The organism is Geobacillus zalihae NBRC 101842 (assembly GCF_001544135.1).
Lineage (GTDB): Bacteria > Bacillota > Bacilli > Bacillales > Anoxybacillaceae > Geobacillus > Geobacillus zalihae.
In genome coordinates, this window is the sequence record NZ_BCPV01000116.1 from 1 (window position 1) to 3,200 (window position 3,200).

Consider the following 3,200-nt stretch of genomic DNA (forward strand, 5'->3'; position numbering starts at 1 on the left):
GGGGCCTGGAACTCCTGCTTCATCGGGATTTTGCCCCTGGGCGAGAGCCGTTTCTCACCGAAGAACAGCAGGAAGAGATCAAACACCTTGTGTTGACCACGACACCCGCGGAGCTGGGCTGGGACATCGCTTCGGCGTGGAATACGAAGATCCTTCAATCCTATGTACACCACCATTATGGCATCTCCATGTCCCGCGAAGCCTTGCGAAAACTCTTGCATCGAAAAGGGCTTTCGTGGACCCGGCCGACTTACACGTTGGCGAAAGGAGATCCGGATCGGCAAAAACACTTCGAAAAACAAATGGATCTAATAAAAAAACTTAATCGATCCAGATTCCGTCCTGTTGTACATCGATGAAACGCATATCCGATCGTATCATGTGTTGCGTACGACATGGTCAGAGGTTGGCCGTCAAAAGCAAGTGCCGACGTTCGGCCATCATGCTCACGTATCGCTGTTTGACGCCGTTAACGTCCATGATGGCGAAACAGTTCTTTATCAAGCAGGAGCGGCCAATGCGACAACATTTTTGGATTTCCTGCGGGTTCTCAAAGAGCGTTACCCGGATCGTCTCATCGTCTTGGTGCTGGATAACGCCCGAATTCATCATGCCAAAATGGTGAGAGAGTTTTTGCGGGAAGAAGGACGGAGTTTTCACTTCATTTACCTTCCTCCGTATTCTCCGCAACTGAACCCGATCGAACGCTTGTGGAAATGGCTGAAAGACACTGTCATTGCCAATGTGTTTCACAAAGATCAAAACGATATCGCCCAAGCCATTGCCCGGTTTGTGGACTACATCCATGAACGCCCTAAGGAAGTGCTACAACGCCTAGGGTGTGCAGTGTAATCCAGAAGTTAACTTTTCAAGGTGCATCTATATAGATACACGCCACAAGTATACCTAATCGCCTCTCAGCCCTTCTGCATCAAGGACTGAGAGGCGATTTATTTGCCTAGTCACTGTCGAACTCGGGCAGGAGAAAGTAGCTGTATAAGCTCAGCTGTTCCTCGCTGATTAGTGAGTCCATTATTTAGGAAAAATAAAAGAGGTAATACCCTATGTTTGTTTTTTTATCTTCTCTTCGATGTGCTTGTAATCAATAATACGAATTTTGTCAAAATCGATTTCAAGTGTTATTATATCAATTCCGTAAGGAGGGTTGTGAGCCCCTTTAAATGTTTCTACACGAATTTTGAGTAAGAATTTATAACGACTCCCGGGTTCTAAATTTTTAATCTCTAATATTTTAGGCTTCCACCACTGAATTCCAGATGGTTTTCCATAATAATCCTGTACTGCTTTGGTTATATAAGGCGTTAAGAAGTAAATTGAAAGGTCCTCTAAATCATTTTTATTAACCACTAATGTAGTTGTTGACTCTGTTTCATAAATTTTTGATTTGGCGACAATTTTAGTCCCGACACCATACATTCCGAATAATATTATCAAAAAGAGGGACATTACTCCTATAAATTTCCTGTTCATATTTGAATTCCTCCTTTTATGGGTCTTCACCATTTTCTGTGATTTCTACTCAATCCTAGAGACATGTTAGCTGGATGAAATAGGTTCATCAGTCAGGATCCTTCTTCCGCATACAGACCACGAAGTTGGTAGAATGGAAACAGTCAAGTGCTTTCCTTGACGGGTTCCATTCTACCAACTATCATACCGATAGCGGAAGAAGGGAGTGCTTAGGCAGCCTGACTACCTGTAGTGTTCCCTGTACACTCCAGAAATACACGTAAACGAAACCGTTCTAGATTTCGATAGCCATATGCCCGGCGTTTGATGTTTTTGATCTTGTGATTCGTCCCCTCGATTCGGGCATTCGTATATGGGCACAAAAAGTAGGAAAGAATAGGCTCCTTCCACCTTTCAAGCGTGTTGGCTGCTTCCTGAAAAGAAGCAAAAGGGCTCTGTTTGGCTAACTTAATCCATTCTTCCAAGCGTTCCTTTGCTTCGTTATATCCATCGGTTCGGTAAAAATCCCGAAACAACTCTTTCAGATAATAAGCAATGGAAAGTGTCGGATACTCCTCCAAGATATCGTCTAATCGAAGCCGTTGGTCCTTACGAAGCTTTTCACAGCCTTTTAAGAGAAGATATCGAGCCTTTTTCAATGGAGAAAATTCCTTTCTTGCTTGATCCAAGGCTTGTGTCACTTTTTGAACCACATGGTACTTATCGATGACAATCGAAGCAGATGGAAACAGGGAGCGAACCGCCTTATGATAAGGTTCCCACATGTCAAGAATCACCGTTTGGACCATTTCTTTCGACAGGATATTTTGGCTCAACAAGTTGATGGCGGAGTCACATTGGCGATCGGCATGCATTCCCATGACCGATCCGGCTCTGGCATCCATCAATACAGTTTCATACTGATGTCCCTTTTTTACCGCGATTTCATCTAAACTAAGCACCATTCCTTCTTGAGAAGATGCTTCTATCGCTGTTTGACGCTCTTTTGCTTTTTTCGATGCGATGGAGTAATAAATGCGTTCCAATGTCGTATATGGGATGCGGTGCTTTCGACTAACCTCTTGAATGGTGGTGCCTTCGCAAAGTTCATACAAATACCCACAAAATCGATTGGTGTAATGTTGATTGGGTGAAATCGATTCCAAAGAGGCGGAAAACACTTGGGAACAATTCCAGCACCGATAGCGCTTTACCTTTACGAACAAGTACACCGGTTGATGGAAAATCGCCAAATCCCGTACTTTTCTTGTCCGTCTGTCGTGGACAGAGGAAGTGGCAAACCCACAATGAGGGCAACGTTCCTGTGTCTCTGTTTTCTCTACATGAATCGCATAACCATAGGAAAGAAGTTCGTGTTTAATCACTTTAAATTCTGGCAATCCTAGTGATATAGAAAGCACTTACGAGACCTCCCTAATGTTTATTTCACCGCTAACATTATTGCCAGGATCTCGTCAGTGCTTTCTCTTTTTTGTCACTAAATCACAAAATTTGGTGATGAACCAGAATTTTTAAATAAAAATAAATTGATATACCAATTTTTTTAAACGATTAACATTCGGTATTTTTATATTCAGTGAACTATCCTCCACCTATGCTTCGTTTTAGAAGTAGGACTTCTCGGTTAATCGTATCTAACGATACGATAGGACCGAACTATCAAGCCGGTTCCATGCTCTATATAGGATTATGCTAATAACCGCAATCCT

General features: G+C 42.9%; 4 protein-coding genes. 2 read left to right on the forward strand and 2 right to left on the reverse strand.

The annotated features are described in order from the left end of the window. On the forward strand, nt 1-359 hold a 359-nt coding region (locus GZ1_RS19760; protein ID WP_255211322.1), incomplete at its 5' end, for a winged helix-turn-helix domain-containing protein. After that, nucleotides 346-852 (forward strand): IS630 family transposase, encoded by a 507-nt coding sequence (locus tag GZ1_RS19765; protein WP_015865167.1) that lies wholly within the window; start codon nt 346-348, stop codon nt 850-852. The genes GZ1_RS19760 and GZ1_RS19765, both read left to right, overlap by 14 nt. A gap of 210 nt (nt 853-1,062) precedes the next feature. Here GZ1_RS19765 and GZ1_RS17505 read toward each other — a convergent pair whose 3' ends face one another. Beyond that, on the reverse strand, nt 1,063-1,491 hold the full coding sequence (locus GZ1_RS17505) for a DUF3888 domain-containing protein (protein WP_015374612.1): 429 nt from the start codon (nt 1,489-1,491) through the stop codon (nt 1,063-1,065). A gap of 209 nt (nt 1,492-1,700) precedes the next feature. After that, nucleotides 1,701-2,891 (reverse strand): ISL3 family transposase, encoded by a 1,191-nt coding sequence (locus GZ1_RS17510; RefSeq protein ID WP_060788999.1) that lies wholly within the window; start codon nt 2,889-2,891, stop codon nt 1,701-1,703. Nucleotides 2,892-3,200: the final 309 nt, after the last annotated feature.